This window comes from Carboxylicivirga marina, assembly GCF_016612505.1.
Lineage (GTDB): Bacteria > Bacteroidota > Bacteroidia > Bacteroidales > Marinilabiliaceae > Carboxylicivirga > Carboxylicivirga marina.
Genome location: NZ_JAENRR010000044.1, coordinates 36,262 through 43,254, shown reverse-complemented (window position 1 = coordinate 43,254; position 6,993 = coordinate 36,262). Strand labels below are relative to the sequence as shown.

At 37.7% G+C, this 6,993-nt stretch carries 5 protein-coding genes; 1 reads left to right on the top strand and 4 read right to left on the bottom strand.

Annotation, left to right across the window (positions count from 1 at the left end; translation table 11 throughout):
* Window positions 1-2,252 precede the first annotated feature (2,252 nt).
* Window positions 2,253-3,008 carry an energy transducer TonB gene (locus tag JIV24_RS16175; RefSeq protein WP_200466107.1) on the top strand — a complete coding sequence of 252 codons (756 nt, stop codon included), beginning with the start codon at window positions 2,253-2,255 and terminating at the stop codon, window positions 3,006-3,008.
* 125 nt (window positions 3,009-3,133) lie between these two features.
* On the opposite strand, the gene JIV24_RS16170 is transcribed toward JIV24_RS16175, so the two are convergent.
* The 4 genes from JIV24_RS16170 to JIV24_RS16155 form a co-directional block, all read right to left on the bottom strand.
* A complete protein-coding gene (locus JIV24_RS16170; RefSeq protein WP_200466106.1) occupies window positions 3,134-4,210 on the bottom strand; it encodes a methyl-accepting chemotaxis protein in 1,077 nt (358 codons plus the stop codon).
* A gap of 152 nt (window positions 4,211-4,362) precedes the next feature.
* The gene (locus JIV24_RS16165) at window positions 4,363-4,833 is read right to left on the bottom strand and encodes a YehS family protein (RefSeq protein ID WP_200466105.1); all 471 of its coding nucleotides are present in this window, start codon (window positions 4,831-4,833) and stop codon (window positions 4,363-4,365) included.
* A gap of 213 nt (window positions 4,834-5,046) precedes the next feature.
* Complete coding sequence (locus JIV24_RS16160; RefSeq protein ID WP_200466104.1) at window positions 5,047-5,847, bottom strand: LytR/AlgR family response regulator transcription factor; 801 nt, start codon at window positions 5,845-5,847, stop codon at window positions 5,047-5,049.
* A gap of 1 nt (window position 5,848) precedes the next feature.
* Window positions 5,849-6,934: a sensor histidine kinase gene (locus JIV24_RS16155; RefSeq protein WP_200466103.1), complete on the bottom strand. Its 1,086-nt coding sequence runs from the start codon at window positions 6,932-6,934 to the stop codon at window positions 5,849-5,851.
* Window positions 6,935-6,993 lie beyond the last annotated feature (59 nt).

The following is a 6,993-nucleotide window of genomic DNA, read 5'->3' as shown; positions in this document are numbered from 1 at the left end:
TAATTTCGTGATACTTCTTAAAAGGAGCTTGCTTTTGCCTTTGATAAAAGGCTTTACTTTTATTAGATGTATAGAAACTAGTTTGAGCGCGAGGGACATTTTGCCAGACTAGAGTTTTGTTCCTTTTGGGCAATGCAAAAGGAAATAAGAATTGGCGCTTCGCCCAAACCCGAGTTACTTTTTTCTTCAGGAAAAAAACTAACGAAAAACCCCGCTGACTACAGCACTCGATGACCTTTCTAATCTTATTCACTGAATTAAAAGAACTCACCCGATTATCATCGGTTTCAAACAGCTTTTAATTCTACGCTCACTTCGATTGAAAGGTTACCATCTACGTTGCTGATGTCAGAACCCTTGGAAATTATCGTCTTTTCATGCACCACTCGAAACAAGGTTTCGAATCATTGAAAGGAAGTGATAAGAGTGGATATTGCGGAATGGCGGCTTCGACGAAGGAGAAGGGAAGCCTGTAGCAATAAATCCAACTCTGATGCGCAGCAATCACCTCTTTCAATAAGGTTTTTGTTTCCCGTTTTTCTAAAAAATGGGAATGCCTTCCCGGCACTAGGGAGTTGAAGGTATTATTCATAAAACAGCAGTAATCTACAAACAGCTTTTAATTCTACGTTCACTTCGCTTGAAAGGTACCCATCTACGTTGCTGAGGTCAGGCCCCCTGTAAATTCAACGGGTTCTTGGGTGGCGCGTTGGCCTGTCGGAAAGTGACGGCCAGTGATGGAGTGAATTGTCTTTTCATCTAATAATTCAATGAAGGGGCTTGCCTTTATGTTTGAAAAACATCTTACTTCATTAGAATTATTGAGAAGAGATAAGAGCGCGTGGGTATTCTTTACGGCTAGATCTTTTGTTTCTTTTACAGCAATGGTAAAAGAAAATCTGCCTGATAAGGCGTTCGCTAAAGCCGCGAGGGCTTATACTTTCTCCTACAGTCGAGAAAGTATACAAAGAGTCCGCTGACGACAGCACTCGATGACCTTTTCTAATCTCATTCTCTGAATTAAAAGAACTCACCCGATTGTCATCGGTTTCAAACAGCTTTTAATTCTACGTTCACTTCGATTGAAAGGTTACCATCTACGTTGCTGATGTCAGAACCCTTGGAAATTATCGTCTTTTCATGCACCACTCGAAACAAGGTTTCGAATCATTGAAAGGAAGTGATAAGAGTGGATATTGCGAATTGGAACAAAGTGGAAATCGTGAATACATAAAAACAAAAACAAATGAACAAATGCGGCTTCGACGAAGGAGAAGGGAAGCCTGTAGCAATAAATCCAACTCTGATGCGCAGCAATCACCTCTTTCAATAAGGTTTTTGTTTCCCGTTTTTCTAAAAAATGGGAATGCCTTCCCGGCACTAGGGAGTTGAAGGTATTATTCATAAAACAGCAGTAATCTACAAACAGCTTTTAATTCTACGTTCACTTCGCTTGAAAGGTACCCATCTACGTTGCTGAGGTCAGGCCCTTTGGAAATTATCGTCTTTTCATGCACCATTCAAAACAGCGTTTTGACAGCGCGGTGGCCTGTCTGGCAATGGAGCCAGTGGTGGGGTGAAAAACTAATTTCGTGATACTTCTTAAAAGGAGCTTGCTTTTGCCTTTGATAAAAGGCTTTACTTTTATTAGATGTATAGAAATTAGTTTGAGCGCGAGGGACATTTTGCCAGACTAGACTTTTGTTCCTTTTGGGCAATGCAAAAGGAAATAAGAATTGGCGCTTCGCCCAAACCCGAGTTACTTTTTTCTTCAGGAAAAAAACTAACGAAAAACCCCGCTGACGGCAGCACTCGATGACCTTTCTAATCTCATTCACTGAATTAAAAGAACTCACCCGATTATCATCGGTCTCAAACAGCTTTTAATTCTTCGTTCACTTCGATTGAAAGGTACCCATCTGCGTTGCTGATGTCAGAACACTTGGAAATTATCGTCTTTTCATGCACCACTCGAAACAAGTTGATTGAAGTGCAGTAAATATTTGATACTACATAAATAACCACACCTGATATAGCGTCAGATATGGATTTAATTAAATCAAAAAACATACTTAATAAGTATGTACAAAACAGCTTTCTGTTCATTATCGAACACATTCCGTTCATTTAAGTACGCTTTTACCTATTTAAAAAGTATGCCAAAATCATTCATGCTTTATGATACTGTTTGTTAAGCTTTGTGGCCTAAACTTTGAACGCCTGACGTGCATTAACCAATTAAACATTTAGCCATGAAAAAGGTCAATTTAGTAGTGGTGTTATTAATGCTTACAGTAGGTGTTGTAGCACAAGAAGAAATGAAGCAGAAGTTTATAGAAGAAACACGCATCGAGGCTCCTGTGTTTATTGGCGAAACTAAATCAGAAAATCCCGCATCGCAGAACTTTACTGAGCACTTGCAAAAAGAGCTAAAGTACCTCTCACGTTACGATTATCTTGAAGAAGAAGGTATTGTGGCTGTCGACTTCATTGTTGAAGCAGATGGCAGCATATCCAATATCATGATAAGCAATTCAGTATCACAAACCTTTGATGAAGCAGTGCTCAAAGTTGTTAACCAAAGTAAAAGCATGTGGCGGGCCGGTAAGATTAACGGTGTAACAAGTGCTATGGACAAAACCGTGTATGTTAAATTTGATATCCCTGGCAATGCTAGTCACAACGAAATAGCCATTGATTACCTGGATGAAGCAACCCACCGAATTGTGCAGGTAATGAATATTGAAGGCAATAATTCTAATGAGGCTATGGCTGATAAAAAAACAAAGCGTAAGGTAAACAGTGCACAAAAGTACCTTTCTATGGCCGAACAATACAAGCCCAATGATGCTTCCATCACCTTTTGGCAGGCTAAAGTATTTGAATTGAAAGGACAAAATGATTTAATGCGACAACATCTTGACGAGTATCTTGACCTTGTGCGCCATATCAAACTTGAAGAATCATTGGCTAATGATATTCTTTTAGCAGTCATCACATTAGAATAACATTAAGTAAAATCAACTACATAAGGGTGCCAGAAATGGCACCTTTTTTAATGGCCTGCCATTATTTTGATAAGTGCTTAAACCAAATTTAGTATTTCAGTATGTCGGCCCTATTTTTGACGCAATTAATTGGCCGTTTTATATAAGCCAATTGTTTCATTCAAATCATACATGTATTGCGAAAATGACTCAAATGCACCGTTTATGGTATTTACACTATTGTTTAAGTTACCTATAGCTGCCGACAACTGATGACCTTCTTCAAGGTTGGCCTGTGATGCATACTCAATGGCAGCAAACACATCTTGAAACGTTTTGCTCTGCGCCATATTCTCATCGAATTGAGATACAATAATCTGATTCACTTGTTCGGTTCGACTTAATTCCTCATTTAGTGAATTAAAAATACTTTCCACCTCATTAACCGACGATGAAATACTCACAGATAAATCCCGCACTTCGGTGGCTACCACAGAAAAACTACGCCCGTGAATACCCGCTTTAGCAGCTTCAATTCCAGCATTTAAAGCCAGTAAATTGGTTTGAATAGCAATTTCTTTAATAAGCAGAACAATCCGGTTAATTTCTTCCACATGCGTGCTTAGTTTTTCGACTGTTGCCGAAAACCCTTTGATGCTCTCCGATGTATTTTCCAAATTGCTGGTGGTGGCTTTTAATGAGTGTTTACTACTCATTACTTTTTCCTGTATGGTTTTAGAATGTTCATTGGCATTATGCACCGATGATGTTACTTGCTCAAGTGTTGTGTTTAAATGATTGATAGACCCATCGACATTAGTACGGTCTCCGCTTAAATTACTGGCAGTACCGGAAATGACTTTTATTTCTTCAACAAATTCATTCAATCTCTCAATGGCCATATTAAAGCCATCAGCAATATCTCCAACAGCGTCATTGCTTTTAATATCTAACTTATTAGAAATATCACGCTTAGAAATATTCGCTGCAATACTTGACATCTTAAGTAGTTGCTTAATCAATATCACTTTAACAAACCAGAAACTGACCACACCTACGGTTATGCCGGCCATGATACAACCTGCCAAAAAGTAAGGAAAAAAACCTTCTTTCCATTCAACAAAAAAATTGGCATACACCGGAAAAATAAATCCCATTGTTATGCCAAATCCCATCATATAAATGAATAGCTTACGCAGTATGCTTTTCTTGTTTCGTTTCATAGAGTTAGAATTGTACTGCAATATAACGAATATGTAATTATATGAGCAACATATTAGAACTGAAGGAAGAAGTCAATGTTTAAAAAGCAAATACTTAGATAGACCTATCCACTTTCAATTTCTCATTCACATTTCATGAAATAAATTCGCTATTAACGATCCTTCTTAGTAACATATTTGGCCTGTAAACCATTTAAGAGGTTTCGTAAATACTGTCCGTTAAACTCGCGGTATTTACTATGATTTGGATTACGAAGAAAAGCACCAATCTCACTTGTGGTTATGCGTTTGTCAATGAGCTGGAAAGCCTCAACAATATCATCGGAAGTAAGGCTCAAGGCTATTTTTAGTTTCTTTAGTATAAGGTTATTGTTTAAACGCTCTTCAGCAATGGGCTCGCGGCCCTCTTGTCTGCCTCGCTTGTCGACTATTAGGCCATTGAAAAAAGAAGCAAGCTCTTTGTCGCTCATCTCAATGAAATACTCATCACCATCGCGCTTTAACCAATTGCTTACAGCGGCCCTGTCAACTTTCAGATTGCCCAATCCAAACAAAGCAATCATTTTATCATCATCAAGGCTTAAAGTAAATCGTAATCGGCGTAATATATCATTGTTTTCCATTCATGAAGTATTTGTTTGCAAACTTACAAAAGAGAATGGTGAGAATAGTAGAAAAGCTTAAAGAAATGAGAATTTGTTGAATAGCACAGATACAAACTTGCTCAAAAGGCACTAATTACAAATTAGCGCCAGCGAGTGAGTATAATTTCAACATTTCAACTCATAAACTTTAATCAAACTGTCAATCACTTCGGACTTATGACTTCGGACTAATCAATGATTCATCCAATCTTTAAAAGCACCGGCCTTTGCACGACTAATCATGATTTTATCATTCAGGTTATTAACCAGCTTAACAACCAGCTTGCCACTGAAATAGCTTTCAAACTTATCAATACCTTCCACATTTACAATGGTTTGGCGATTGCTTCGGAAGAACATTTCAGGGTCAAGTTCCTCTTCCAGTTTATCAAGCGATTGACTTAGTATGTGCTGGCGACCGTCAAAAGTAACTGCAAACGTCACACGGGCATCGAAATAAAAATAAGCAACATCTTCAACGCCAAGCTTGAAGAATGATTCGCGCTTTGAAATAAGAAAACGCTTACGGTAGCCGCCTTGTGTTTTAGCTATCGAACGTGCCAGTTCCTCGTAGTCAATATCATTAGTTTTGTTAGTCTCTTCCTTTTCATGCTGTTGCAAAATGAAGTCAACTGCCATCTCAAACTTGCCAATCGCACGTTCTAATTCTTCCTGTTTAATTGGTTTTAATAGATAATCAATACTATTTAAGTTAAAGGCTTTAAGAGCATGTTCGTTATAAGCTGTTGTAAAAACAATGCCACTTTCCTTTACTTCTATCTGCTCAAATATTGAAAAACAGTTGCCATCAGCTAATTCAATATCTAAAAATATTATTTGCGGGTGTTCGTTGTTTGTCAGGTAATCAACTGTTTCGCTAATACTTTGCAGCATAGCTTGCAATTTCCACTCCGGACGATAATCAGCTATCATATCGCGTAGCATCTCACCACTATGAATTTCATCTTCAACTATAATAAAATTTACATCCATATTAGCTTTCATTAATCTGTTTATCACCCATTTGCTTTATCAAAGGCAGCTCTACTTTAAAACTTGTATCACCTTTCTCAATAACAATCTTTTCGTCGGTCAGGATCTCGTATCGTTTCTTAAGGTTACTCAAACCGGTATTGGTCGAATAAGTCGTTGATTTAGAATTAATGGAGTTCCATATAATCAAGCTTCCGTTTTCGGTATATACTTTAATAGTTAATGGTGAAGCCTTGGTTGCCACATTGTGTTTAACGGCATTCTCAACCAGTAACTGAAGACTTAAAGGTGGTAAGTACCAATCATGGTATTTTTCTTCGATATTTATCTCAGCTATCAGACCATCGCGAAGCCGTTCTTTATGCAAAGAACCAAATGCTTTCATAAAGTTCATTTCTTCCGACAGTTTTATGGATGTGTGCTTGTTGCTTTGCAATACATAACGATAAACATCGGAAAAATTGATGGCAAAACGAATAGCTGCATCTTTGTCTTGCCTGATGATGGCAATAAGTGTACTCAGGTTATTAAATAAAAAATGAGGATTAATCTGATCTTGCAATGCCCTATAGTCTTGCTTAAGTTTATCTTGCTGCAAGCGCTCGTTTTCTATCATAACAACGCTCAGACTTTGATGATAGTTATAAGCAAATAAGAGTACTACATAAATGGTAACAAACAACATTGAAATAACGAGCGCCACATTATAGGCCATATCTGTTAATGGTTCTCCTTCTTCTAACCAGGGTTTAACAAGGTGAGCCATCACAATAGCAACGTAGAACCAAATTGCCGAAAAACAAAGCAAAATAATGATACGTCCTCTGGTATGCGTGTGCCAGGGGTGTTTGCAAGCAATGATTTTATTACAGGCGAATATTCCTTCAGCGATAAAAAAGAACAGCCAAACAGAAAACACAAAACCCTTCCAATCAGGCTCTTCATCAACAAATAAGGTTGTTGTTAAAATGGCATAATAAACCACTCCTAATAAGAATTCAAACAGAAACCTGGTTTTATAATTCACAAAGAGGATTGGTTTACCTTTTAGGAATTTATCATTATAACAAGCATCAAACTTTTTCATCTCCAACAATTTTATCCACCCTAAGTAACGTGCTAAAGGTAATGACTCCTTTTAACTTT

Excerpts from the sequence above, each read along its gene's own strand:
- JIV24_RS16170 (WP_200466106.1), bottom strand. The coding sequence starts at position 4,210 with ATGAAACGAAACAAGAAAAGCATACTGCGTAAGCTATTCATTTATATG.
- JIV24_RS16165 (WP_200466105.1), bottom strand. The coding sequence starts at position 4,833 with ATGGAAAACAATGATATATTACGCCGATTACGATTTACTTTAAGCCTT.
- JIV24_RS16155 (WP_200466103.1), bottom strand. The coding sequence starts at position 6,934 with ATGAAAAAGTTTGATGCTTGTTATAATGATAAATTCCTAAAAGGTAAA.
- JIV24_RS16160 (WP_200466104.1), bottom strand. The coding sequence starts at position 5,847 with ATGGATGTAAATTTTATTATAGTTGAAGATGAAATTCATAGTGGTGAG.
- JIV24_RS16175 (WP_200466107.1), top strand. The coding sequence starts at position 2,253 with ATGAAAAAGGTCAATTTAGTAGTGGTGTTATTAATGCTTACAGTAGGT.